This is a genomic window from Bacillus sp. AFS053548, from assembly GCF_002575105.1.
Classification (GTDB): domain Bacteria; phylum Bacillota; class Bacilli; order Bacillales; family Bacillaceae_G; genus Gottfriedia.
Genome location: NZ_NUHI01000036.1, coordinates 24,537 through 47,045, shown reverse-complemented (window position 1 = coordinate 47,045; position 22,509 = coordinate 24,537). Strand labels below are relative to the sequence as shown.

The 22,509-nt window shown below is 38.6% G+C and carries 33 protein-coding genes; all 33 read right to left on the bottom strand.

Going from position 1 to position 22,509, the window contains the following annotated elements; all coding sequences use genetic code 11:
- Positions 1-46: 46 nt before the first annotated feature.
- The 33 genes from CN946_RS18955 to rpoC all read right to left on the bottom strand — a co-directional run bounded on the left by CN946_RS18955 (position 47) and on the right by rpoC (position 22,508).
- The gene (locus CN946_RS18955) at positions 47-991 is read right to left on the bottom strand and encodes a DNA-directed RNA polymerase subunit alpha (RefSeq protein ID WP_056467484.1); all 945 of its coding nucleotides are present in this window, start codon (positions 989-991) and stop codon (positions 47-49) included.
- A 166-nt stretch (positions 992-1,157) separates the two neighbouring features.
- Positions 1,158-1,547 carry a 30S ribosomal protein S11 gene (gene rpsK, locus CN946_RS18950; protein ID WP_056467481.1) on the bottom strand — a complete coding sequence of 130 codons (390 nt, stop codon included), beginning with the start codon at positions 1,545-1,547 and terminating at the stop codon, positions 1,158-1,160.
- A gap of 29 nt (positions 1,548-1,576) precedes the next feature.
- A complete protein-coding gene (gene rpsM, locus CN946_RS18945; protein WP_098232302.1) occupies positions 1,577-1,942 on the bottom strand; it encodes a 30S ribosomal protein S13 in 366 nt (121 codons plus the stop codon).
- A gap of 21 nt (positions 1,943-1,963) precedes the next feature.
- Positions 1,964-2,077: a 50S ribosomal protein L36 gene (gene rpmJ, locus CN946_RS18940; protein WP_000868344.1), complete on the bottom strand. Its 114-nt coding sequence runs from the start codon at positions 2,075-2,077 to the stop codon at positions 1,964-1,966.
- Positions 2,078-2,115: 38 nt separating this feature from the next.
- Positions 2,116-2,334 (bottom strand): translation initiation factor IF-1, encoded by a 219-nt coding sequence (gene infA, locus CN946_RS18935; protein ID WP_056467475.1) that lies wholly within the window; start codon positions 2,332-2,334, stop codon positions 2,116-2,118.
- A 226-nt stretch (positions 2,335-2,560) separates the two neighbouring features.
- Entirely contained in the window at positions 2,561-3,211 is a 651-nt protein-coding gene (locus tag CN946_RS18930) for an adenylate kinase (RefSeq protein WP_098862516.1), read from the bottom strand.
- A gap of 49 nt (positions 3,212-3,260) precedes the next feature.
- Complete coding sequence (secY, locus tag CN946_RS18925) at positions 3,261-4,565, bottom strand: preprotein translocase subunit SecY (RefSeq protein WP_098862515.1); 1,305 nt, start codon at positions 4,563-4,565, stop codon at positions 3,261-3,263.
- Position 4,566: 1 nt separating this feature from the next.
- Positions 4,567-5,007, bottom strand: coding sequence for a 50S ribosomal protein L15 (gene rplO, locus CN946_RS18920; RefSeq protein ID WP_056467467.1), 441 nt, complete (start codon positions 5,005-5,007; stop codon positions 4,567-4,569).
- Positions 5,008-5,037: 30 nt separating this feature from the next.
- Positions 5,038-5,220: a 50S ribosomal protein L30 gene (gene rpmD, locus CN946_RS18915; protein WP_056467464.1), complete on the bottom strand. Its 183-nt coding sequence runs from the start codon at positions 5,218-5,220 to the stop codon at positions 5,038-5,040.
- Between the two features lie 15 nt (positions 5,221-5,235).
- The gene (gene rpsE, locus CN946_RS18910) at positions 5,236-5,736 is read right to left on the bottom strand and encodes a 30S ribosomal protein S5 (RefSeq protein ID WP_056467462.1); all 501 of its coding nucleotides are present in this window, start codon (positions 5,734-5,736) and stop codon (positions 5,236-5,238) included.
- A gap of 20 nt (positions 5,737-5,756) precedes the next feature.
- A complete protein-coding gene (rplR, locus tag CN946_RS18905) occupies positions 5,757-6,119 on the bottom strand; it encodes a 50S ribosomal protein L18 (RefSeq protein WP_069033615.1) in 363 nt (120 codons plus the stop codon).
- A gap of 33 nt (positions 6,120-6,152) precedes the next feature.
- Positions 6,153-6,689 (bottom strand): 50S ribosomal protein L6, encoded by a 537-nt coding sequence (gene rplF / locus CN946_RS18900; protein ID WP_088014601.1) that lies wholly within the window; start codon positions 6,687-6,689, stop codon positions 6,153-6,155.
- A gap of 30 nt (positions 6,690-6,719) precedes the next feature.
- Positions 6,720-7,118 (bottom strand): 30S ribosomal protein S8, encoded by a 399-nt coding sequence (gene rpsH, locus CN946_RS18895; RefSeq protein WP_056467453.1) that lies wholly within the window; start codon positions 7,116-7,118, stop codon positions 6,720-6,722.
- Positions 7,119-7,151: 33 nt separating this feature from the next.
- Positions 7,152-7,337 (bottom strand): type Z 30S ribosomal protein S14, encoded by a 186-nt coding sequence (locus CN946_RS18890; RefSeq protein ID WP_056467450.1) that lies wholly within the window; start codon positions 7,335-7,337, stop codon positions 7,152-7,154.
- Between the two features lie 34 nt (positions 7,338-7,371).
- Positions 7,372-7,911 carry a 50S ribosomal protein L5 gene (rplE, locus tag CN946_RS18885; protein ID WP_069033613.1) on the bottom strand — a complete coding sequence of 180 codons (540 nt, stop codon included), beginning with the start codon at positions 7,909-7,911 and terminating at the stop codon, positions 7,372-7,374.
- Positions 7,912-7,939: 28 nt separating this feature from the next.
- Positions 7,940-8,251 (bottom strand): 50S ribosomal protein L24, encoded by a 312-nt coding sequence (gene rplX, locus CN946_RS18880; protein WP_056467443.1) that lies wholly within the window; start codon positions 8,249-8,251, stop codon positions 7,940-7,942.
- A 56-nt stretch (positions 8,252-8,307) separates the two neighbouring features.
- On the bottom strand, positions 8,308-8,676 hold the full coding sequence (gene rplN / locus CN946_RS18875) for a 50S ribosomal protein L14 (protein ID WP_056467440.1): 369 nt from the start codon (positions 8,674-8,676) through the stop codon (positions 8,308-8,310).
- 46 nt (positions 8,677-8,722) lie between these two features.
- On the bottom strand, positions 8,723-8,986 hold the full coding sequence (rpsQ, locus tag CN946_RS18870) for a 30S ribosomal protein S17 (protein WP_098862514.1): 264 nt from the start codon (positions 8,984-8,986) through the stop codon (positions 8,723-8,725).
- Between the two features lie 21 nt (positions 8,987-9,007).
- Positions 9,008-9,208, bottom strand: coding sequence for a 50S ribosomal protein L29 (rpmC, locus tag CN946_RS18865; protein WP_056467434.1), 201 nt, complete (start codon positions 9,206-9,208; stop codon positions 9,008-9,010).
- On the bottom strand, positions 9,198-9,632 hold the full coding sequence (gene rplP, locus CN946_RS18860; RefSeq protein ID WP_056467431.1) for a 50S ribosomal protein L16: 435 nt from the start codon (positions 9,630-9,632) through the stop codon (positions 9,198-9,200). Before rplP ends, rpmC begins: the two co-directional genes overlap by 11 nt.
- A gap of 2 nt (positions 9,633-9,634) precedes the next feature.
- Positions 9,635-10,294 (bottom strand): 30S ribosomal protein S3, encoded by a 660-nt coding sequence (rpsC, locus tag CN946_RS18855; RefSeq protein ID WP_056467428.1) that lies wholly within the window; start codon positions 10,292-10,294, stop codon positions 9,635-9,637.
- Between the two features lie 3 nt (positions 10,295-10,297).
- Positions 10,298-10,639 carry a 50S ribosomal protein L22 gene (rplV, locus tag CN946_RS18850; RefSeq protein WP_056467425.1) on the bottom strand — a complete coding sequence of 114 codons (342 nt, stop codon included), beginning with the start codon at positions 10,637-10,639 and terminating at the stop codon, positions 10,298-10,300.
- A 17-nt stretch (positions 10,640-10,656) separates the two neighbouring features.
- A complete protein-coding gene (gene rpsS / locus CN946_RS18845) occupies positions 10,657-10,935 on the bottom strand; it encodes a 30S ribosomal protein S19 (protein WP_069033610.1) in 279 nt (92 codons plus the stop codon).
- A gap of 57 nt (positions 10,936-10,992) precedes the next feature.
- Positions 10,993-11,823 carry a 50S ribosomal protein L2 gene (rplB, locus tag CN946_RS18840; RefSeq protein WP_056467419.1) on the bottom strand — a complete coding sequence of 277 codons (831 nt, stop codon included), beginning with the start codon at positions 11,821-11,823 and terminating at the stop codon, positions 10,993-10,995.
- A 31-nt stretch (positions 11,824-11,854) separates the two neighbouring features.
- Positions 11,855-12,145 (bottom strand): 50S ribosomal protein L23, encoded by a 291-nt coding sequence (gene rplW, locus CN946_RS18835; RefSeq protein ID WP_056467416.1) that lies wholly within the window; start codon positions 12,143-12,145, stop codon positions 11,855-11,857.
- On the bottom strand, positions 12,145-12,768 hold the full coding sequence (rplD, locus tag CN946_RS18830; RefSeq protein ID WP_056467413.1) for a 50S ribosomal protein L4: 624 nt from the start codon (positions 12,766-12,768) through the stop codon (positions 12,145-12,147). Before rplD ends, rplW begins: the two co-directional genes overlap by 1 nt.
- Before the next feature lie 27 nt (positions 12,769-12,795).
- Positions 12,796-13,425 carry a 50S ribosomal protein L3 gene (gene rplC / locus CN946_RS18825; protein ID WP_098862513.1) on the bottom strand — a complete coding sequence of 210 codons (630 nt, stop codon included), beginning with the start codon at positions 13,423-13,425 and terminating at the stop codon, positions 12,796-12,798.
- 33 nt (positions 13,426-13,458) lie between these two features.
- Positions 13,459-13,767, bottom strand: a complete 309-nt coding sequence (gene rpsJ, locus CN946_RS18820; RefSeq protein WP_088003795.1) for a 30S ribosomal protein S10 — start codon at positions 13,765-13,767, stop codon at positions 13,459-13,461.
- A gap of 337 nt (positions 13,768-14,104) precedes the next feature.
- Positions 14,105-15,292, bottom strand: a complete 1,188-nt coding sequence (gene tuf, locus CN946_RS18815; RefSeq protein ID WP_097978201.1) for an elongation factor Tu — start codon at positions 15,290-15,292, stop codon at positions 14,105-14,107.
- A 121-nt stretch (positions 15,293-15,413) separates the two neighbouring features.
- Complete coding sequence (fusA, locus tag CN946_RS18810) at positions 15,414-17,492, bottom strand: elongation factor G (protein WP_098862512.1); 2,079 nt, start codon at positions 17,490-17,492, stop codon at positions 15,414-15,416.
- A 235-nt stretch (positions 17,493-17,727) separates the two neighbouring features.
- Positions 17,728-18,198, bottom strand: coding sequence for a 30S ribosomal protein S7 (gene rpsG, locus CN946_RS18805; protein WP_056467395.1), 471 nt, complete (start codon positions 18,196-18,198; stop codon positions 17,728-17,730).
- 32 nt (positions 18,199-18,230) lie between these two features.
- A complete protein-coding gene (rpsL, locus tag CN946_RS18800; RefSeq protein WP_056467392.1) occupies positions 18,231-18,653 on the bottom strand; it encodes a 30S ribosomal protein S12 in 423 nt (140 codons plus the stop codon).
- Between the two features lie 246 nt (positions 18,654-18,899).
- Positions 18,900-22,508, bottom strand: coding sequence for a DNA-directed RNA polymerase subunit beta' (gene rpoC / locus CN946_RS18795; protein ID WP_098862511.1), 3,609 nt, complete (start codon positions 22,506-22,508; stop codon positions 18,900-18,902).
- Between the last annotated feature and the right edge of the window lies 1 nt (position 22,509).

The following is a 22,509-nucleotide window of genomic DNA, read 5'->3' as shown; positions in this document are numbered from 1 at the left end:
TCATATAGACATGAAGAGAACGCCTCTCCCTTTATCGAAGCTACAATCAGTCTTCTTTACGTAGGCCAAGACCTAACTCTTCTAACTTATGTTTTACTTCTTCTAAAGACTTACGACCTAAGTTACGTACTTTCATCATGTCTTCTTCTGTCTTATTCGCAAGCTCTTGTACAGTATTAATACCAGCTCGCTTTAAGCAGTTATATGAACGAACAGAAAGATCAAGTTCTTCAATCGTCATTTCAAGGACTTTATCTTTTTGATCTTCTTCTTTTTCGACCATGATTTCTGCATTTTTAGCTTCGTCAGTTAAACCTACAAAAATGTTTAAGTGTTCAGTAAGAATTTTTGAACCTAGTGCGATAGCATCCTTTGGTCCAATACTTCCGTCAGTCCAAACATCAAGTGTTAACTTATCGAAATTTGAAACCTGTCCCACACGTGTATTTTCAACTTGGTATGTGACACGAGACACTGGAGTGTAAATCGAGTCGATAGGAATAACACCTATTGCTTGATCCTCTCTTTTGTTACCATCTGCAGGGATGTATCCACGTCCACGTCTAGCAGTTAGACGCATACGTAAATGAGCATCTTTAGCAAGAGTTGCAATATGAAGATCTGGATTTAGAACTTCAACATCGCTATCATGCGTAATATCGGCTGCAGTAATTGGCCCTTCACCGCGTACATCAATTTCTAATGTTTTTTCTTCGTCTGAATAAATTTTCAGAGCAAGTTTTTTAACATTAAGGATAATTGTTGTAACGTCTTCTACAACACCTTCAACTGTAGAGAACTCATGTAACACACCATCAATTTGAATAGCAGTTACAGCGGCACCAGGAAGTGAGGATAAAAGGATACGACGTAAGGAGTTACCTAGCGTTGTACCATATCCACGCTCAAGTGGTTCAATAACGAATTTACCATATTTGGAATCGTCACTGATCTCAACCGTTTCGATTTTCGGCTTTTCGATTTCAATCATTTTTTAAACCCTCCTTCAAAACGTCGAAACCCTCGGTTAGACCAAGCTAACCGAAAGTCCCTATTAGGCAGTTCCTAATTGTGCACAACAAGAGATGTCTGTTAATATTTGCCAAACATATATCATAATCCATTATAGACAATTTTTGAAAACTTATACAGACAAATTATACACGACGACGTTTTGGTGGACGGCATCCGTTATGTGGAACTGGAGTAACGTCTCTGATAGCAGTTACTTCAAGACCAGCAGCTTGAAGAGCACGGATAGCAGCCTCACGACCAGCACCCGGACCTTTAACAGTTACGTCAAGAGTTTTTAAACCGTGTTCCATAGAAGCTTTAGCAGCAGTTTCAGCAGCCATTTGTGCAGCGAATGGAGTAGATTTACGAGATCCTTTGAAACCTAATGATCCAGCGCTTGACCAAGAAATTGCGTTACCATGAACATCAGTGATTGTTACGATTGTGTTATTGAAAGTTGAACGAATATGAGCTGTACCAGCTTCAATATTCTTTTTCACACGACGTTTACGTACATTTGTTTTACGTGCCATGTTGAATACCCTCCTTTACTTAAAAAATATTATTTCTTCTTGTTCGCTACTGTGCGGCGTGGGCCTTTACGAGTACGAGCATTATTTTTAGTGTTTTGACCACGAACAGGTAAGCTACGACGGTGGCGAATACCACGATATGAACCGATTTCGATTAGACGTTTAATGTTTAAAGAAACTTCACGACGAAGATCCCCTTCAACTTTCAACTTGTCGATTAATTCACGAATTTTACCTAATTCTTCTTCTGTTAAATCACGTACACGAGTGTCTTCTGAAATACCAGCATCAGCTAAGATTTTTTCAGAAGTTGCACGACCGATTCCGTATACATAAGTTAAAGAAACAACCACGCGTTTGTCGCGAGGAATATCTACACCAGCAATACGAGCCATTCTAGTGCACCTCCTTTTTTATTAACCTTGTTTTTGTTTATGTTTTGGATTTTCACAAATTACCATTACTTTACCACGTCTGCGGATAACTTTACATTTTTCACAGATTGGTTTTACTGATGGTCTCACTTTCATGATTTCAACCTCCTTGTAGATTACGGAGTGCATATTTATTATTTAAAACGGTACGTAATACGGCCACGAGTTAAATCATATGGAGATAGTTCTACAGTAACTTTGTCACCTGGAAGAATACGAATGAAGTTCATACGAATTTTACCAGAAACGTGTGCAAGAACTACATGACCATTTTCCAATTCAACCTTGAACATCGCATTCGGAAGTGTTTCCGTAACGGTACCTTCAATTTCAATTACATCATCTTTCGCCATTAGGGCATTCTCCTTTCTTCAAATCAGTAGCTTGCTTGTAGGCAAAAATACGCTTAGGAACATTAAGCCAAAGTGCTCTGATATGTTGGAGATTTTTGGCCTACTAAAGACCTATATTATATCAATCGTTCCAAGCAAAGCTATGTTTAAGCTTTTATAACAGTATCAGTTTTGACGAAACAACAATACGTCATACACAAGGAACGACGATCTTATCGTTCAATTATTAAACTAACTCTTTTAAAAGATTATCAATGTCGTTGAAGACTTTAGTAATCTCTTGTTCACCTTCAATTGTTTTTACATAACCAAGATTATTGTAGAAATCAAGTAAAGGCTGAGTTTGTTTGATATTTACTTCAAGGCGATTTGCAACTGTTTCTTCATTATCATCCGCACGTTGATAAAGTTCTCCGCCACATTTTGGGCAAACACCCTCTTCAACAGGTGGATTGAAAATTAAATGATAAGTTGCTCCACACTCTTTGCAAATACGACGACCTGTTAAACGTTCAATTAAAAGTTGTTGGTCTACATGAATGTTTAACACGAAGTCAATTTTACGATTCATTACTTTCAGAGTCTCTTCTAGTGCTTCAGCCTGCGCAACTGTTCTAGGAAAACCATCCAGTAAAAAACCACTTTGGCAATCATCTTTAGCTAATCGTTCACGTACAATACCAATTGTTACCTCATCGGGAACAAGATGACCTTGATCCATAAACGATTTTGCTTGAAGACCTAGTTCAGTGCCGTCTTTAATCGCTGCACGGAACATATCACCAGTAGATATATGAGGAATGCCGTATTTTTCGACAATTTTCTCAGCTTGTGTGCCTTTGCCTGCACCAGGAAGCCCCATAAGAATTAAATTCATGGTTAATCCTCCTCAAAATTAGGTGAGCAATAGGGAATTAATCATATCCCTATGCTCGTTCTTTAATAAAGCCTTTGTAGTTTCTCTTAACAAGCTGACTTTCTAATTGTTTCATTGTTTCAAGCGCAACTCCGACTACGATTAGTAAACTTGTTCCTCCAATTTGAGCTGAAGGTGGTAAGTTCGCAACTTTACCAAATACAATTGGTAATAAAGCGATGACAGCTAAGAAAATTGCTCCTACGAAAGTTAAACGATATAAGACTTTAATGATATATTCTTGAGTGCTCTTACCTGGGCGAATACCCGGGATGTAGCCACCTTGCTTCTGAAGATTTTCAGCCATTTGCTCTGGGTTTGCCTGAACAAAAGTATAAAAATATGTGAAAGCAACGATCAAGATTAAATAAAATGCCATACCCCATGGATTGTTATACGTAAAGTGCGTTTTAATCCATTCAGTCACATTGTTACTTGGTAAGAACGATGCAATTGTTGATGGAGTAATTAAAAATGAAACAGCGAAGATTACCGGAATAACCCCAGCGCCATTTACTTTTAATGGCAAGTGAGTAGATTGTCCTCCGACATAACTATTATTACCATTGTTACGTTTAGCATATTGAATTGGAATTTTACGATTAGCTTGTTGAATATAAATTACAGCTACGATTACTAATAGTAAAACTAAAACCACTAGGCCAACTTTCACGATGTTTAAGAATAGCGCGTCACCAGCACCTTTAAATTGTTGCTGATAGACTTGACTCATTGTATTAGGCATAGCAGCAACTATACCGCCAAAGATGATAACTGATATACCGTTCCCTACACCTTTAGCAGTAATCTGCTCACCTAACCACAATAAGAAAGATGTTCCAGCTGTTAGTACAATTGCTATATAAAGATAGGTTGACCAACCTGGATTTTCAATTAACATTCCGCCAGTAATATTGTTCATACTGATTGATAATCCAATTGCTTCTACAAAACCAAGAATAATTGTGATGTATCTAGTCAGTTGAGTCAATTTACGTCGACCAATCTCACCTTGCTTCGACCATTCAGTTAACTTCGGAACAACGTCCATTTGAAGTAACTGAATAATGATTGAAGCAGTAATGTACGGCATTATACCCATTGCAAAAATCGAGAACTGTTTAAGAGCTCCTCCACCGAATGTGTTTAGAACACCAAAGATGCTTGAGCTATCTTGTGATGCTAATACATCGGCGTTGACGTTTGGAACAGGTATAAACGTTCCAATACGAAATACAATTAACATTAATAACGTAAAGAATATTTTTTTTCTAATATCTGCAATGCGCATAAAGTTGGAGATTGTCCGGAACATTTTAGATCACCTCAGCATTTCCACCAGCTGCTTCGATTGCCTCTACCGCAGAAGATGAGAACTTGTGAGCTTTAACAGTAAGTTTAACTTCTAACTTACCTTTACCTAAAATCTTAATACCAGCTAATTCTTTACGAACGATACCAGTTTCGATCAGTAACTCAGGAGTTACTTCAGTTCCGTTTTCGAAGCGATTTAACGTTTCAACATTAACGATTGCGTAATCTTTACGGTTGATGTTAGTGAAACCACGTTTTGGTAAACGACGGAATAAAGGAGTTTGACCACCTTCAAATCCAAGACGAACACCGCCACCTGAACGAGCGTTTTGTCCTTTATGACCTTTACCAGCAGTTTTACCAGTACCTGAACCAATACCACGACCGATACGTTTAGATACTTTACGAGAACCTTCTGTAGGTTTTAATTCATGAAGTTTCATTAGGGCACCTCCTTACTTATTCATGTTCAATTAAATTTCTTTTACAGATACAAGGTGAGAAACTTTGTTAATCATCCCACGCATTGCAGCGTTATCTTGTTTAACAACAGTTTGGTTTGTTTTAGTAATACCTAAAGCACGAACTGTTGCGATTTGATCTTGTTTACGACCAATTACACTGCGAGTAAGGGTAATTTCTAACTGTTTAGCCATCGTTATCCCTCCTTATTAACCTAGTAATTCTTCTACAGATTTACCACGTAGTTTTGCAACTTCATCCGCACGTTTTAAGTTACTTAAACCTTCGATAGTAGCACGTACAATGTTTACTGGTGTGTTAGAACCAAGAGATTTAGATAAAATATCATGTACCCCAGCAAGTTCTAATACCGCACGAACAGGACCTCCAGCGATAACTCCAGTACCTTCAGAAGCAGGTTTTAAGAATACTTCACCAGCTCCAAAACGACCAGTAATTACGTGAGGAATTGTAGTTCCAACGATTGGTACGTTAATTAGGTTTTTCTTAGCATCTTCAACAGCTTTACGAATAGCATCAGGTACTTCTTGAGCTTTACCAGTACCAAAACCTACATGACCGTTTTTGTCACCAACAACTACTAATGCTGCAAAGCGGAAACGACGTCCACCTTTTACAACTTTAGCAACACGGTTGATCGTAACTAAGCGTTCTTCAAGCTCTAATTTATTAGGATCAATGCGACGCATGTATGTCCCTCCTTCTTTTATTAAAATTGTAAACCAGCTTCACGAGCAGCTTCAGCTAAAGCTTTTACGCGACCATGATATAAGTAACCACCGCGGTCGAATACAACTACAGAAACACCTTTTTCAGTAGCGCGTTTTGCAACTAAACTACCAACTAATGTTGCTGCTTCGATATTGCCAGTACCATTTAAAGTTAATTCTTTATCTAAAGTTGATGCACTTGCTAATGTTACACCATTAACATCATCAATGATTTGAGCATAGATATGGTTGTTTGAACGGTAAACGTTTAAACGTGGACGTTCTTGAGTACCAGATAATTTAGTACGAACACGAGCATGTCTTTTTTTACGTACTGCATTTTTATCAGCCTTAAAGATCATCTTGGTCACTCCTTTCTCTTATCTAGTTATAGATTACTTCGCAGTTTTACCTTCTTTACGACGAACCATTTCGCCTTCGTAACGAATACCTTTACCTTTGTAAGGCTCTGGTGGACGTACTTGACGGATGTAAGCAGCAAGAGCGCCTACACGTTCTTTGTCGATACCTTTAATACTGATTTTAGTATTTGAAGGTACTTCGATTTCAACACCTTTTTCAGGAGTGATCTCAACTGGGTGAGAATAACCAACAGCTAGAACAAGTTTGTCACCTGTTTTAGTTGCACGGTAACCAACCCCAACTAATTCAAGGTTACGAGTATAACCATTAGTTACACCTTCAACCATGTTACCTAAGATAGCACGAGTTGTACCATGAAGAGCACGGTGCTCTTTGTTATCAGTTGGACGTGCAACTGATAATACGTTCTCGTTAACTTCGATTGTCATATCAGGGCTAAAAGTACGAGTTAACTCACCTTTAGGTCCTTTTACTGTAATAGTATTGTTGTTATTAGTAAGAGTAACTCCAGCAGGAATTACAAGTTCTTTTTTACCAACACGAGACATTCACTACACCTCCATTCTCTCTGTGTTATATTACCAAACGTATGCTAAGATTTCGCCACCAGTTTTTGCTTGACGAGCTTCTTTATCTGTCATTACACCTTTAGATGTTGAAACAATAGCAACACCTAAACCGTTAAGTACGCGAGGTACTTCGTCAGCTTTCGCGTATACACGTAAGCCAGGCTTAGAGATTCTTTTTAATCCAGTGATAACACGTTCGTTGTTCACACCATATTTTAAGAAAATACGGATGATACCTTGTTTATCATCTTCAATGTACTCAACGTCACGGATGAAACCTTCACGTTTTAGAATTTCAGCAACTTCTTTCTTTAGGTTAGAACCTGGGAATTCTAATTTCTCGTGACGTACCATGTTCGCATTACGAATGCGAGTAAGCATATCTGCAATAGGATCTGTCATGACCATGTTCAGATAACCTCCTTCCTAATATCTATAGAATTACCAACTAGCTTTTTTAACGCCAGGGATTTGTCCTTTATAAGCAAGTTCACGGAAACAAATACGGCAAAGTTTAAATTTACGTAATACTGAGTGTGGACGTCCGCAACGTTCGCAACGTGTATACTCTTGTACTTTAAATTTCTGAGCACGTTTTTGTTTCGCAATCATTGATTTTTTAGCCACGTTTTCGCCTCCTCTTCTTTAGCGCTGGCTTTCATTATTTTTGAAAAGGCATTCCGAATAATGTTAGCATTTCACGAGCTTCTTCATCAGTATTTGCAGTAGTTACAATAACGATGTCCATACCACGTACTTTGTTTACTTTATCATAATCGATCTCTGGGAAGATTAATTGCTCTTTAACACCTAAAGTGTAGTTTCCACGGCCATCGAATGCTTTTTTAGAGATTCCACGGAAGTCACGTACACGAGGTAATGTTACAGAAACTAATTTCTCAAAGAATTCGTACATACGCTCACCGCGTAATGTAACTTTAGCACCGATAGGCATTCCTTCACGAAGACGGAATTGTGCGATTGATTTTTTAGCTCTAGTTACCACAGGTTTTTGACCTGCGATTAAAGTTAATTCCTCAACAGCAGTATCTAATGCTTTTGAATTTGAAACAGCCTCACCAACACCCATGTTGATGACGATCTTTTCAATTTTTGGCACTTGCATAACTGATTTATAGTTAAACTTGCTCACTAGAGCAGGAGTGATTTCATTTTGATATTTCTCGACTAGGCGGTTCATTCAGTTGACCTCCTTTCATAAATTTCTATTATTTATCAAGTAATTCGCCTGATTTTTTTGCAATACGTACTTTTTTACCATCCACTAATTGGTAACCTACGCGTGTAGGTACTCCAGTTTTTGGATCTAATGCCATAACATTAGAAACATGGATTGGTGCTTCTTTCTCGATGATGCCACCTTGTGGGTTAGCTTGAGTAGGTTTTGAGTGTTTTTTAATGATGTTAACACCTTCAACTAGTACGCGGTTATTCTTTGGAAAAGCAGCAAGGATAACACCTTGTTTTCCTTTGTCTTTACCAGAGATAACTTGAACTTTATCACCTTTTTTTACATGCATCTTCTTCGTGCACCTCCTTAATAAGGCTTTCTGAAGTATTTATTAAAGTACATTAATTAAAGTACTTCTGGAGCTAATGATACGATTTTCATGAAGTTGCTATCACGTAATTCACGTGCAACTGGTCCGAAAATACGAGTACCACGTGGGCTCTTATCATCTTTAATGATAACAGCTGCGTTTTCATCAAATTTGATGTAAGTACCGTCTGGACGACGAACACCGCGTTTCGTACGAACGATAACGGCTTTAACTACATCACCTTTTTTAACAACGCCACCTGGTGTTGCTTGTTTTACTGTACATACGATGATATCACCGATGTTAGCAGTTTTACGGCCTGAACCACCTAATACTTTAATAGTAAGTAATTCACGTGCACCTGAATTGTCAGCAACTTTTAAACGAGTTTCTTGTTGGATCATGTCAAATTGACCTCCTTTCGGATTGAGAATGATATCCGATCATCTATTAGATAATAACAGCTTCTTCTACGATTTCAACTAAACGGAAACGTTTTGTAGCTGATAATGGACGAGTCTCCATGATTTTTACGATATCGCCAACTTTTGCAGTGTTTAGCTCATCGTGCGTTTTATATTTCTTAGAATATTTAACGCGTTTTCCGTATAGTTTATGTGTTTTATAAGTCTCAACTACAACAGTAATTGTCTTATCCATCTTATCAGAAACTACACGTCCTGTGTAAACTTTACGTTGGTTACGTTCGCTCACTGGGCAAACCTCCCCTCATTATTAATTATTAGAGTTAATTTCTCTTTCACGAACTACAGTTTTCATACGAGCAATTGCTTTACGAACCTCGCGGATACGAGCAGTGTTCTCTAATTGTCCTGTAGCTAATTGGAAACGAAGATTGAATAACTCTTCTTTAAGAGATTTCACTTTTAGTTCAATTTCAGCAGTGGTAAGATCGCGAATCTCATTAGTTTTCATTAGAATCACCACCATTGTCTTCACGTTTTACAAACTTACATTTAACTGGTAATTTGTGAGCTGCTAAGCGTAGTGCTTCACGAGCTACTTCTTCAGATACACCAGCGATTTCGAACATAATTTTTCCTGGTTTAACGACTGCTACCCAACCTTCTGGAGCACCTTTACCGCTACCCATACGAACCTCAAGAGGTTTAGCTGTGTAAGGCTTAGAAGGGAAGATTTTAATCCATACTTTACCGCCACGTTTCATGTAACGAGTCATTGCACGACGCGCTGCTTCAATTTGACGGTTAGTAATCCAAGAAGCTTCAGTTGATTGTAAACCGAATTCACCGAATGCAATTTCAGTACCACCTTTGGCACGTCCACGCATTTTTCCACGATGCTCTCTTCTATATTTAACACGTTTAGGCATTAACATAATTAATTTCCTCCTTCCTCAGAAGCTTTCTTTTTTGTAGGAAGAACTTCACCTTTGTAGATCCATACTTTTACGCCAAGTTTACCGTATGTTGTATCTGCTTCTGCAGTTGCATAGTCGATGTCTGCACGTAATGTATGAAGTGGCACTGTACCTTCGCTATATGATTCAGAACGAGCGATATCTGCTCCGCCAAGACGACCAGAAACTTGTGTTTTGATTCCTAATGCACCAGCACGCATAGCACGTTGAAGTACTTGCTTTTGAGCACGACGGAAAGAAACACGATTTTCTAATTGGCGAGCGATGTTTTCAGCTACTAATTTAGCATCAAGATCTGCTCTTTTAATTTCGATGATGTTGATATGAACACGTTTGCCAGTAAGGTTGTTTAAAGCTTTACGAAGAGCTTCAACTTCCGAACCACCTTTACCGATTACCATACCTGGTTTTGCAGTGTGAACAGTAATGTTTACACGGTTAGCAGCTCTTTCGATTTCTACTTTAGAAACAGCAGAATCTTTTAAACGAGTGCTGATGTACTCACGAATTTTGATATCTTCATGTAAAAGATCAGCGTAATCTTTTTCAGCGTACCATTTAGATTCCCAATCTTTAATAATACCAACACGAAGTCCGACTGGATTTACCTTTTGTCCCATCGATTATCCCTCCTTCTTCTCTGATACCACGATTGTAATGTGGCTTGTGCGTTTGTTGATTGCGCTAGCACGTCCTTGTGCACGAGGGCGGAAACGTTTTAAAGTAGCACCTTCATCAACGAATACTTTTTCGATGTATAAGTTATTAACATCCATATCATAGTTATGCTCTGCGTTAGCAATAGCAGATTTTAATAATTTTTCTACAACAGGAGAAGCAGTTTTTGGTGTGTGTCGAAGGATTGCGATCGCTTCGCCAACTTGTTTACCTCGGATTAAATCGACTACTAGACGAACTTTACGAGGAGCGATACGAACTGTTCTCAGTACAGCTTTAGCTTGCATTGGAGTGCCTCCTCTCATTATCTTCTAGTTTTCTTGTCATCCGCATCGTGACCTTTATAAGTACGAGTTGGAGCAAATTCACCAAGTTTGTGACCTACCATATCTTCCGATACATATACAGGTACGTGTTTACGACCATCGTATACTGCAATAGTATGTCCGATAAATTGTGGGAAAATAGTCGAACGACGTGACCAAGTTTTAACAACTTGCTTAGAGTCAGTCTCGTTTAATTTCTCAACTTTAGCTAATAAGTGATCATCAATAAATGGACCTTTTTTCAGGCTGCGTCCCATTGTGGTACCTCCCTTCGTGATTGACCTACGGTTCTAGTGAACCGTAGCACAATCGCGTTATTTTTTACGACGACGAACGATAAACTTGTCTGACGCTTTGTTTTTCTTACGAGTTTTGTAACCAAGAGTTGGTTTACCCCATGGAGACATTGGTGATTTACGTCCGATTGGAGAGCGTCCTTCACCACCACCGTGTGGGTGATCAACTGGGTTCATTACAGATCCACGTACAGTTGGGCGTTTACCCATCCAACGAGAACGACCTGCTTTACCGATGTTAATAAGTTCGTGATGTTCGTTACCAACTTGACCTACTGTCGCGCGGCAAGTTGCTAAAATCATACGTACTTCACCAGAGTTTAAACGAACTAGTACATAACGATCTTCTTTACCTAATACTTGAGCAGAAGTACCAGCTGAACGTACTAATTGTCCTCCACGACCTGGTTTTAACTCGATGTTGTGGATTGTAGTACCTACTGGAATGTTTACAAGTGGTAAAGCGTTACCTACTTTAATATCTGCTTCAGGACCTGAAACGATTTCCATTCCTACTACTAAGTTTTTAGGAGCTAGGATGTAACGTTTTTCTCCATCAGCGTAGTTAATTAACGCAATGTTTGCAGAACGGTTTGGATCGTACTCGATTGTAGCAACGCGTCCTGGTATACCATCTTTATCTCGTTTGAAATCGATGATACGGTATTGACGTTTGTGTCCACCACCTTGGTGACGAACAGTAATTTTACCTTGGTTATTACGGCCAGCTTTTTTACTAAGTGGAGCTAATAATGATTTTTCTGGTTTATCAGTAGTGATCTCAGCAAAATCATTAGTAGTCATACCACGGCGACCGTTAGTGGTTGGTTTATACTTTTTGATTCCCATCGTAATTTCCCTCCTTTTCTAGTAGTTAGTATTAAACGCCTTCGAATAATGTAATTTCTTGGCTATCAGCAGTTAATTTAACGATTGCTTTTCTACGACGGTTTGTGTAACCAGCATGTTTACCCATACGTTTAAACTTACCTTTGTAGTTCATTACGTTAACTTTTTCTACTTTAACACCGAAGATTGCTTCAACAGCATCTTTAACTTCAGTTTTATTAGCTCTTACATCTACTTCAAAAGTGTATTTTTTTTCAGCGATTGCTTCCATAGAAGCTTCAGTGATAACTGGGCGTTTGATAATATCACGAGGATCCTTCATTACGCAAGCACCTCCTCTACTTTTTCCACCGCAGCTTTAGTCATGATTAATGTATCATGATGTAAAACGTCGATTACGTTTACTTCATTTGCTGCAAGTACTGTGATTCCAGGGATATTGCGAGCAGATAAAGCTACGTTTTCATTTAAGTCAGCTGTTACGATTAAAACTTTCTTAGCAACTGATAAGCCAGTTAAAACAGTAACCATATCTTTTGTTTTTGGTGCGTTTAACGCTAAATCTTCAAGAACTAGCATGCTTTGTTCTAATACTTTAGTAGATAAAGCAGATTTAATCGCTAAGCGACGTACTTTTTTAGGTAATTTATAAGAGTATGATCTTGGAGCTGGACCGAATACGATACCACCACCACGCCATTGTGGAGAACGGATTGAACCTTGACGAGCACGGCCAGTTCCTTTTTGTCTCCATGGTTTGCGACCACCACCACGTACTTCAGAACGTGTTTTAACTTTGTGAGTACCTTGACGTAAAGATGCACGTTGCATCATTACAGCATCAAATAAAGCGTGTTCGTTTGGAGCGATTCCGAATACAGCATCAGCTAATTCGATTTCTCCTACTTGAGCACCTGTTTGATTAAACATAGTAACTTTAGGCATTTTATTTCCTCCTTTCTTCTAAATTAATTATTTAGATTTAACCGCAGTACGGATTGTTACGTAAGATTTTTTAGAACCTGGTACATTACCTTTTACTAAAAGTAAGTTACGTTCAACGTCAACTTTAACGATTTGAAGGTTTTGTACAGTTACTTTTTCTCCACCCATTTGACCAGGTAAAGCTTTGTTTTTGAATACACGGTTCGGAGCAACAGGACCCATTGAACCTGGACGACGGTGGTAACGAGAACCGTGAGACATTGGTCCACGAGATTGTCCGTGGCGCTTAATGCTACCTTGGAATCCTTTACCTTTTGAAGTTCCAGTTACATCAACGATGTCACCATTTGCAAAAATATCTACTTTGACTTCTTGACCAACTTCATAAGCTGATACATCAGCGTTGCGAAGTTCACGAACGAAGCGCTTAGGTGCAGTGTTTGCCTTAGCAGAGTGCCCTTTTTCTGGTTTGTTAGCTAATTTTTCACGTTTGTCAGCGAAACCGATTTGGATAGCTTCGTAGCTATCAGTTTCAGTAGTTTTCTTTTGTAAAACCACGTTTGGAGTAGCTTCGATTACAGTTACTGGAATTAACTCGCCGTTTTCAGCAAATACTTGTGTCATACCGATCTTTTTCCCTAAGATTCCTTTAGTCATAAGTCACACCTCCTGAATTTATATATAATTTTATTAAAGTTTGATTTCAATATCAACGCCAGATGGTAAATCTAGTCTCATTAATGAATCAACTGTTTGTGGAGTTGGATTCACGATATCGATTAAACGTTTGTGAGTGCGCATTTCGAATTGCTCACGAGAATCTTTGTATTTATGAACCGCACGAAGGATCGTGTAAATTGATTTCTCAGTTGGTAACGGAATCGGACCAGATACAGAAGCACCAGAACGTTTCGCTGTTTCAACGATTTTCTCTGCAGATTGATCTAAAATACGGTGATCATAAGCTTTTAAACGAATACGAATTTTTTCTTTTGCCATAATTTTCCCTCCTTTTTCGCCTATTTAAATAATAGACATACTCCGTGGAAATTTCCTTACACTCGCCATGGCAAAGCGGCCGGGTGTATCAGCAACCTTCCACTTCTACGCAGTCAAAGACCAACATCATCTATTATACATAAAAAATAATGCTATTGCAAGCATTTGTTATAAGTTTAAATAAATAATGTTCTCGTCGTCTTCAGTACTTAGTTATTATATTATCTTCAATTATTAAAATCAAGCAAGAATCAGTTTTAATGCATATTTTAAATATTTCCATTTTACTTATAAAAAAAAGCTTAGAAGAAAAGATCTTCTAAGCTTTTAAGTTTAATTATTCAACGATTGTAGCAACTACGCCAGCGCCTACAGTACGTCCACCCTCACGGATAGAGAACTTAGTTCCTTCTTCAACAGCGATTGCGTTGATTAACTCAACAGTCATTTCGATGTTGTCGCCAGGCATAACCATTTCAACGCCTTCTGGTAATTGGATGATTCCAGTTACATCAGTTGTACGGAAATAGAATTGTGGACGGTAGTTAGCGAAGAATGGAGTATGACGTCCACCTTCTTCTTTAGATAAAACGTAAACTTCAGCTTTAAACTTAGTGTGTTGTTTAACTGAACCTGGTTTAGCTAAAACTTGACCACGTTGGATATCGTCACGAGCAACCCCACGAAGAAGTGCACCGATGTTATCTCCAGCTTCTGCTTGATCAAGAAGTTTACGGAACATTTCAACACCTGTTACAGTAGTTGATTTTGGCTCTTCAACAAGACCAACGATCTCTACTACGTCACCAACTTTAACGATACCACGCTCAACACGACCAGTAGCAACTGTTCCACGACCAGTGATTGAGAATACGTCCTCAACTGGCATTAAGAAAGGCTTGTCAGTTTCACGAGCTGGTGTTGGGATGTAAGTATCAACTTCAGCCATTAATTCATGAATTTTAGCTTCCCACTCAGCATCTCCTTCAAGAGCTTTAAGCGCAGAACCTTTGATTACTGGAATGTCATCGCCTGGGAAATCGTATTCTGATAATAGATCACGAATTTCCATTTCAACTAATTCAAGTAATTCTTCATCGTCAACCATGTCACATTTGTTCATGAATACTACGATGTAAGGTACACCTACTTGACGAGATAAAAGAATGTGCTCACGAGTTTGAGGCATTGGACCATCAGCAGCAGATACTACTAAGATACCACCGTCCATTTGAGCAGCACCAGTGATCATGTTTTTAACATAGTCAGCGTGACCTGGGCAGTCAACGTGTGCATAATGACGAGTTTCTGTTTCGTACTCAACGTGTGCAGTAGAGATTGTGATTCCACGTTCTCTTTCTTCTGGAGCTCCGTCGATTTGATCGTAAGCGCGAGCTTCAGCTCCACCTACTTTAGCTAATACAGTTGTAATAGCAGCAGTTAATGTAGTTTTACCATGGTCAACGTGTCCGATTGTACCAATGTTAACGTGTGGTTTTACACGTTCGAATTTAGCTTTACCCATTGTAAAAATCCTCCTTATAATTAAGAAAATTAATTTTTAGTTTTATTATTATGCTACAAAGGGTGAGACACCCTTTGTAACTAACATAAATAGTTATACATGATGAGAACTAAATAATCAATTACTCACCTTTATATTTTTTGATAATCTCTTCAGAAATTGATTTTGGTACATCTTCGTAATGGTCAAATACCATTGAGAACGTTCCACGACCTTGTGTGTTAGAACGTAATGAAGTTGCATAACCAAACATTTCAGAAAGAGGAACCATTGCACGTACTACTTGAGCGTTACCGCGAGCTTCCATACCTTCAACGCGTCCACGACGAGAAGTAATATCACCCATGATATCTCCTAAGTATTCCTCAGGGATAACAACTTCTACTTTCATTAATGGTTCAAGTAGAACTGGGTTACATTTCTTAACAGCATTTTTAAGAGCTAATGAAGCAGCTACTTTAAACGCCATCTCGTTTGAGTCAACATCATGGTAAGATCCATCGAATAATTTCGCTTTAATGTCGATTAGTGGGAAACCAGCTAATACACCATTTTTAAGAGAATCTTCAAGACCTGCAGCTACAGCTGGGATGTATTCACGAGGAACAACACCACCAACGATTGCGTTTTCAAATTCGAAGCCTTTTCCTTCTTCGTTTGGTGAGAATTCAATCCAAACGTGTCCGAATTGTCCACGTCCACCTGATTGACGAACGAATTTACCTTCTACTTGTGCAGAAGAACGGAAAGTTTCACGGTATGCTACTTGAGGAGCACCAACGTTAGCTTCAACTTTGAATTCACGACGCATACGGTCAACGATGATATCAAGGTGAAGCTCACCCATACCAGCGATGATTACTTGACCAGTTTCTTGGTCAGTATGTGCACGGAAAGTTGGATCTTCTTCAGTTAATTTTACTAACGCTTGACCCATTTTATCTTGGTCAGCTTTAGATTTTGGCTCAATCGCAATTGAGATAACTGGATCAGGGAATTCCATAGACTCAAGAATTACTAAATTCTTTTCATCACATAAAGTATCACCAGTTGTAGTATCTTTAAGACCTACAGCTGCAGCGATATCTCCAGCGTATACTTTCGAAATCTCTTGACGAGAGTTAGCATGCATTTGTAGGATACGACCTACACGCTCACGCTTACCTTTTGTAGAGTTTTGAACGTATGAACCAGATTCTAACGTACCTGAGTATACTCGGAAGAACGTTAATTTACCAACATAAGGATCAGTCATGATTTTGAATGCTAATGCTGCGAAAGGCTCTTCATCACTTGAAGGAACGATTTTCTCTTCTTCAGTATCAGGTAAAGTTCCTTTGATAGCTGGTACATCTAATGGAGATGGTAGGTAATCAATTACTGCATCAAGCATTAATTGAACACCTTTGTTTTTGAAAGCAGAACCACATACTACTGGGTAGAATTGTACTGAACATGTAGCTGTACGAATAGCAGCTTTTAATTCAGCAAGTGTGATTTCTTCACCTTCAAGGTATTTCATCATTAATTCTTCATCTAGCTCAGCTACCGCTTCGATTAAACGACCACGGTATTCTTCAGCTAGTTCTTGATATTCTTCTGGAATTTCAATTGTTTCAATGTCAGTTCCTAAGTCATTATTGTACTTAATAGCTTTCATTTCAACTAGGTCAACGATTCCCCAGAAGTTATCTTCAGCACCCATCGCTAATTGGATTGGGTGTGCGTTAGCTTGTAAACGGTCATGTAACGTACCTACAGAGTATAAGAAATCCGCGCCGATTTTATCCATTTTGTTAACGAATACTACACGTGGAACTCCGTAAGTAGTTGCTTGGCGCCAAACTGTTTCAGTTTGAGGCTCAACACCTGATTGAGCATCAAGTACTGCTACTGCGCCATCAAGTACACGTAGAGAACGTTCAACTTCTACAGTGAAGTCTACGTGACCTGGAGTATCAATGATATTTACACGGTGGTTATTCCACTGAGCTGTTGTAGCAGCAGATGTGATAGTGATACCACGCTCTTGCTCTTGCTCCATCCAGTCCATTTGTGAAGCTCCTTCATGAGTTTCACCAATTTTGTGAATACGACCTGTGTAATAAAGGATACGCTCTGTTGTTGTTGTTTTACCAGCATCAATATGAGCCATGATCCCGATATTACGAGTGTTATTTAAGGAGAACTCTCTAGTCATCAGGGTTCTTTCTCCCTTCCAGTATTAGTTAGGATTTTTTAGTACAAGAAAAAGTTATTCCTATACATACTTCATGTTATTAAGTTAAGCAAGCACTACAAGCAAGGAACTATTATGTCATCCTAAATTATGTAATCCGACGTTCACCTATTTAATCTAGCAAGCTAAATTAAAAATAGGTGAACGACTTAACCAACATTCATTATGTGCAGAAATAACTATATTGCTTTTAATCTTACCAACGGTAGTGAGCAAACGCTTTGTTCGCTTCTGCCATTTTGTGTGTATCTTCACGTTTCTTAACTGCAGAACCTGAGTTGTTAGCTGCATCAAGAATTTCATTAGCTAAACGCTCTTCCATCGTTTTTTCTCCACGAAGACGAGCATAGTTAACTAACCAGCGAAGACCTAAAGTTGTACGGCGCTCAGGGCGAACCTCAACTGGTACTTGGTAGTTTGAACCACCAACACGACGAGCTCTAACTTCTAGAACTGGCATGATATTTTTAAGAGCTGCTTCGAATACTTCCATTGGTTCTTTACCAGAACGTTCTTGGATTAATTCAAATGCTCCGTATAAGATAGCTTGAGACTTTCCTCTTTTTCCGTCAATCATCATTTTGTTGATTAAACGAGAAACTAATTTTGAATTATAAAGTGGATCTGGCAATACATCTCTTTTTGCAACAGGACCTTTACGTGGCATGTTATTTCCTCCTTTCGGCTAGTTGTTATTTATTACTTCTTAGCTGCTTTTGGTCTCTTAGTTCCATATTTAGAACGACCTTGCATACGCTTGTCAACACCTGCAGTATCTAATGCACCACGAACGATATGGTAACGTACCCCCGGTAAATCTTTTACACGTCCACCACGGATAAGAACAACACTGTGTTCTTGTAAGTTGTGTCCGATACCTGGGATATAAGCAGTTACCTCGATTTGGTTAGTTAAACGTACACGAGCATATTTACGTAATGCTGAGTTCGGTTTCTTAGGAGTCATAGTACCAACACGAGTACAAACACCACGTTTTTGTGGAGCTGATAAATCAGTTGATTTTTTCTTTAATGAGTTGAAACCTTTATTTAATGCTGGTGATTTTGATTTCCATACTTTAGAAGTACGTCCATTACGCACTAACTGGTTAATAGTAGGCATGAGTTTTCCTCCCTTCAAATATTTATAAGACCACACATCCAGGTGGTTCATAATAAGTTGAAAACAAAGTTTTTGCAAGAAGGAAGAAGCCCTCCTTCTCACAAAAACAGTTTTAACCTGTATATTCCTAAATTAGCCCCGGATCTAACCTGCTTAGATTAGCAGTGCTATTGTCTAGGAGCAACCTTGAATATAATATCATTTTTCATCAAATGATGTCAACTCAAGTTGTAAAATATTTTAAGATTATTTTTCAACTAATACTTCTTCGTTCATTTCAACTGATTCAGTTAAATCTTTAACAAGATCTACTTTACGGTATCTGTTCATACCAGTACCAGCTGGAACCAACTTACCTATAATAACATTCTCTTTTAATCCTAGCAACTCATCACGTTTTCCTTTAATCGCAGCGTCTGTTAATACACGCGTTGTTTCTTGGAATGATGCAGCAGAAAGGAATGAGTCTGTTTCTAATGACGCTTTTGTAATACCTAGTAATAATGGGCGCGCAGTAGCTGGTTGTTTACCTGCAAATAAAGCTTCTTTATTCGCTTCAGTAAACTGGTGTAGTTCTAATAATGTACCAGGTAGTAAAGTAGTCTCACCTGCATCCATTACACGAACTTTCTTCAGCATTTGACGTACCATTACCTCTACGTGTTTGTCACCAATTTCTACCCCTTGCATACGGTATACTTTTTGTACTTCACGTAATAAGTATTCTTGAACAGCGTTTGTACCTTTTACTTTTAACAGTTCTTTCGGATCGATTGAACCTTCAGTCATTACTTGACCACGTTCAATTGATTCACCTTCTTGAACTTTTAGTCTAGCGCCATAAGGAACTGGGTAGTTTCTAGATTCTACTGAGCCTTGAACAATAATTTCTTGTTTATCTTTAGCGTCAGTAGAAATTGAAATAATACCATCAATTTCAGAAATAACCGCTTGACCTTTAGGATTACGTGCTTCAAATAGCTCTTGAATACGAGGTAAACCTTGAGTAATATCGTCTCCTGCTACCCCACCTGTATGGAATGTACGCATCGTTAACTGTGTACCTGGTTCACCAATTGATTGTGCAGCGATAATACCTACTGCCTCACCAACTTCAACCTCAGCACCTGTAGCTAAGTTACGGCCATAACATTTTTTACATACTCCATGGTTAGTATTACATGTGAACGCAGAACGGATATTAACTTCTTCAATACCAGCATCGATAATTTCACGAGCTAAGTCTTCTGTAATTAAATCGTTTTCTTGAGCAAGTAATACACCTGTTTCTGGGTGACGTATAGTTGAACGTAAATGACGACCAACTAAACGATCGTATAATCCCTCAATAATTTCGTTACCTTCTTTAATTGCTTTAACGTGTAATCCACGGTCAGTACCACAATCATCTTGACGAACGATTACATCTTGTGCAACGTCAACTAGACGACGAGTTAAGTAACCTGAATCGGCTGTTTTTAGTGCTGTATCGGCAAGACCTTTACGTGCACCGTGTGTAGAGATGAAGTATTCAAGTACCGTTAGACCTTCACGGAATGAAGATTTGATTGGTAACTCAATAATACGACCAGCCGGGTTGGCCATCAGACCACGCATACCAGCAAGCTGAGTAAAGTTTGATGCGTTACCACGGGCACCAGAGTCACTCATCATAAAGATTGGGTTGCGTTTATTTAGGGAAGCCATCAGTTTGCCTTGAATAACATCCTTTGCATCACTCCAAATTGCAATTACACGATCGTAACGCTCATCTTCTGTGATTAAACCACGGCGGAATTGTTTTAGAACTTTATCTACTTTTTCTTGAGCTTCAGCAATAATTAACTGCTTCTCAGGTAATACGATGATATCGGATACACCAACTGTAATACCAGCTTTAGTAGAGTGTCTAAATCCAAGATCCTTCATGCGGTCTAGCATTTTTGACGTTTCAGTAATTTTGAAACGTTTAAATACTTCAGCAATGATATTTCCAAGTATTTTCTTTTTGAAAGGAGCAATTTCTTCTCTACTTTCAATAATTTCTTTAATGTTCGAACCTTTAGCTACAAAATACATCTGAGGAGTTTCCTTCTCAAGGTTACTCTGAGTAGGTTCATTAATATACGGGAACGACGTAGGTAAGATTTCATTGAAGATTAACTTACCAACCGTTGTGATTAATAATGAATTTTTTTGTTCTTCAGTAAATGTTTCGTTATTTAATGAATTTGCTGCAACAGCAACACGAGAATGTAAATGTACATAGCCATTTTGGTATGCAATTAACGCCTCATTGATATCTTTAAATACCATACCTTCACCGACAGCGCCTGCACGCTCAAGAGTTAAGTAATAGTTACCTAATACCATATCTTGAGATGGTGTAACTACTGGTTTACCATCTTTCGGGTTCAGGATGTTTTGTGCTGCAAGCATTAAAATACGAGCTTCTGCTTGTGCTTCACTTGATAACGGTACGTGAACAGCCATTTGGTCACCATCAAAATCGGCATTGTATGCAGTACATACAAGTGGATGTAGACGGATTGCACGGCCTTCTACTAATGTAGGTTCGAACGCTTGGATACCAAGTCTGTGTAGAGTTGGGGCACGGTTTAGTAACACGGGATGCTCACGAATAACTGATTCTAATACATCCCAAATCTCAGGGTGTAAACGCTCAATTTTACGTTTTGCAGACTTAATATTATGTGCTAAGCCACGCTCTACTAATTCTTTCATCACGAATGGCTTGAATAATTCAATTGCCATTTCTTTTGGTAATCCACATTGATACATTTGTAAGTTAGGTCCTACAACAATAACCGAACGGCCAGAGTAGTCAACACGTTTACCAAGTAAGTTTTGACGGAAACGTCCTTGCTTACCTTTAAGCATGTGAGAAAGAGATTTCAATGGACGGTTACCTGGTCCAGTAACTGGACGGCCACGGCGACCATTGTCGATTAACGCATCAACTGCTTCTTGAAGCATACGTTTTTCGTTTTGTACGATGATGCTTGGTGCACCAAGGTCTAATAAACGTTTTAAACGGTTGTTACGGTTAATTACACGACGATATAAATCGTTTAAATCTGAAGTTGCAAAACGTCCACCATCTAATTGAACCATTGGTCGTAATTCAGGTGGGATTACTGGTAGCACATCTAAGATCATCCAAGAAGGCTCATTACCAGAGTTACGGAATGCTTCTAAAACTTCTAAACGTTTAATTGCTCTTGTACGACGTTGACCTTGAGCAGTTTTTAACTCTTCTTTTAATGAATCAACATCTTTTTCAAGATTAATATCGCTTAATAATTTTTTAATTGCTTCAGCACCCATAGATGCTTGGAAAGTTTGACCGTAACGCTCACGATAAGCACGGAACTCTTTCTCAGATAGCAATTGTTTCTTTTCTAAAGGAGTATCTCCAGCTTCTGTTACTACGTAAGAAGCAAAGTAGATTACTTCTTCCAGAGCACGAGGGGACATGTCTAAAACAAGTCCCATTCGGCTTGGAATACCTTTGAAATACCAAATATGTGATACTGGTGCAGCTAATTCGATGTGACCCATACGCTCACGACGTACCTTTGCACGAGTTACTTCAACTCCACAACGATCACAAACTACACCTTTATAACGTACACGTTTATATTTTCCGCAGTGACATTCCCAATCTTTCGTAGGACCGAAAATGCGTTCACAGAAAAGACCATCTTTTTCAGGTTTTAATGTACGGTAGTTAATTGTTTCAGGTTTTTTAATTTCCCCGTATGACCACGAGCGAATTTTGTCAGGCGATGCAAGTCCGATCTTCATATACTCGAAATTGTTTACATCTATCAAG

Bases quoted from the DNA above. Each gene is read 5' to 3' on its own strand.
- CN946_RS18955 (WP_056467484.1), bottom strand. From the start codon at position 991: ATGATTGAAATCGAAAAGCCGAAAATCGAAACGGTTGAGATCAGTGAC.
- rpsK (WP_056467481.1), bottom strand. From the start codon at position 1,547: ATGGCACGTAAAACAAATGTACGTAAACGTCGTGTGAAAAAGAATATT.
- rpsM (WP_098232302.1), bottom strand. From the start codon at position 1,942: ATGGCTCGTATTGCTGGTGTAGATATTCCTCGCGACAAACGCGTGGTT.
- rpmJ (WP_000868344.1), bottom strand. From the start codon at position 2,077: ATGAAAGTGAGACCATCAGTAAAACCAATCTGTGAAAAATGTAAAGTT.
- infA (WP_056467475.1), bottom strand. From the start codon at position 2,334: ATGGCGAAAGATGATGTAATTGAAATTGAAGGTACCGTTACGGAAACA.
- CN946_RS18930 (WP_098862516.1), bottom strand. From the start codon at position 3,211: ATGAATTTAATTCTTATGGGGCTTCCTGGTGCAGGCAAAGGCACACAA.
- secY (WP_098862515.1), bottom strand. From the start codon at position 4,565: ATGTTCCGGACAATCTCCAACTTTATGCGCATTGCAGATATTAGAAAA.
- rplO (WP_056467467.1), bottom strand. From the start codon at position 5,007: ATGAAACTTCATGAATTAAAACCTACAGAAGGTTCTCGTAAAGTATCT.
- rpmD (WP_056467464.1), bottom strand. From the start codon at position 5,220: ATGGCTAAACAGTTAGAAATTACCCTTACTCGCAGTGTAATTGGTCGT.
- rpsE (WP_056467462.1), bottom strand. From the start codon at position 5,736: ATGCGTCGCATTGATCCTAATAAATTAGAGCTTGAAGAACGCTTAGTT.
- rplR (WP_069033615.1), bottom strand. From the start codon at position 6,119: ATGATCTTTAAGGCTGATAAAAATGCAGTACGTAAAAAAAGACATGCT.
- rplF (WP_088014601.1), bottom strand. From the start codon at position 6,689: ATGTCTCGTGTTGGTAAAAAAGAACTTGTAATTCCTGCTGGAGTTACT.
- rpsH (WP_056467453.1), bottom strand. From the start codon at position 7,118: ATGGTCATGACAGATCCTATTGCAGATATGCTTACTCGCATTCGTAAT.
- rplE (WP_069033613.1), bottom strand. From the start codon at position 7,911: ATGAACCGCCTAGTCGAGAAATATCAAAATGAAATCACTCCTGCTCTA.
- rplX (WP_056467443.1), bottom strand. From the start codon at position 8,251: ATGCATGTAAAAAAAGGTGATAAAGTTCAAGTTATCTCTGGTAAAGAC.
- rplN (WP_056467440.1), bottom strand. From the start codon at position 8,676: ATGATCCAACAAGAAACTCGTTTAAAAGTTGCTGACAATTCAGGTGCA.
- rpmC (WP_056467434.1), bottom strand. From the start codon at position 9,208: ATGAAAACTAATGAGATTCGCGATCTTACCACTGCTGAAATTGAACTA.
- rplP (WP_056467431.1), bottom strand. From the start codon at position 9,632: ATGTTAATGCCTAAACGTGTTAAATATAGAAGAGAGCATCGTGGAAAA.
- rpsC (WP_056467428.1), bottom strand. From the start codon at position 10,294: ATGGGACAAAAGGTAAATCCAGTCGGACTTCGTGTTGGTATTATTAAA.
- rplV (WP_056467425.1), bottom strand. From the start codon at position 10,639: ATGCAAGCTAAAGCTGTACTGAGAACAGTTCGTATCGCTCCTCGTAAA.
- rpsS (WP_069033610.1), bottom strand. From the start codon at position 10,935: ATGGGACGCAGCCTGAAAAAAGGTCCATTTATTGATGATCACTTATTA.
- rplB (WP_056467419.1), bottom strand. From the start codon at position 11,823: ATGGGAATCAAAAAGTATAAACCAACCACTAACGGTCGCCGTGGTATG.
- rplW (WP_056467416.1), bottom strand. From the start codon at position 12,145: ATGAAGGATCCTCGTGATATTATCAAACGCCCAGTTATCACTGAAGCT.
- rplD (WP_056467413.1), bottom strand. From the start codon at position 12,768: ATGCCTAAAGTTACTATGTTTAATCAAACAGGTGCTCAAGTAGGAGAA.
- rplC (WP_098862513.1), bottom strand. From the start codon at position 13,425: ATGACTAAAGGAATCTTAGGGAAAAAGATCGGTATGACACAAGTATTT.
- rpsJ (WP_088003795.1), bottom strand. From the start codon at position 13,767: ATGGCAAAAGAAAAAATTCGTATTCGTTTAAAAGCTTATGATCACCGT.
- tuf (WP_097978201.1), bottom strand. From the start codon at position 15,292: ATGGGTAAAGCTAAATTCGAACGTGTAAAACCACACGTTAACATTGGT.
- fusA (WP_098862512.1), bottom strand. From the start codon at position 17,492: ATGACTAGAGAGTTCTCCTTAAATAACACTCGTAATATCGGGATCATG.
- rpsG (WP_056467395.1), bottom strand. From the start codon at position 18,198: ATGCCACGTAAAGGTCCTGTTGCAAAAAGAGATGTATTGCCAGATCCA.
- rpsL (WP_056467392.1), bottom strand. From the start codon at position 18,653: ATGCCTACTATTAACCAGTTAGTGCGTAATGGACGTACTTCTAAAGTA.